This window comes from Microbacterium sp. P5_E9, assembly GCF_054049175.1.
In genome coordinates, this window is sequence record NZ_JBFUMV010000172.1 from 1 (window position 1) to 512 (window position 512).

Genomic DNA, 512 nt, shown 5'->3' on the forward strand with positions numbered 1-512 from the left:
CATCAGCGGCAAGCCCTGGCACACCGCCCACCGGCGCGTCCCGGCAGACCTGGATGCCGGCACCGGACCGGACATCACCTGGTTCGAAGGCGGCAAGCTCAATGTTGCCTACAACTGCGTGGACCGCCATGTTGCCGCCGGACGCGGTGACAAGGTGGCACTCCATTTCGAGGGCGAGCCGGGCGATCGCCGTGCCGTCACGTACGCGGAGCTGAAGCGGGAAGTGTCCAAGGCCGCGAATGCCCTCCTGGACCTGGGCATCACCAAGGGCGACCGCGTGGTCATCTACCTACCGGTCATCCCCGAAACCGTCATCATCACCCTTGCCGTGGCCCGCATCGGCGCCATCCATTCCCTCGTGTTCGGCGGCTTCTCCGCCGAAGCGCTGAAGTTCCGGGTGGAGGACACGGGCGCCAAGCTCCTGGTCACCACGGACGGCCAGTTCCGCCGCGGTGTCGCCGTGCCGGTCAAGGACAACGCCGACGCCGCGGTTGCCGGGGACAACGCTATCG

Annotated in this window: 1 protein-coding gene; it reads left to right on the plus strand. The window is 67.6% G+C overall.

Going from position 1 to position 512, the window contains the following annotated elements:
• A partial coding sequence (locus ACXJ3V_RS20835) for an AMP-binding protein (RefSeq protein ID WP_457102259.1) occupies positions 1–512 on the plus strand: 512 nt, incomplete at both ends.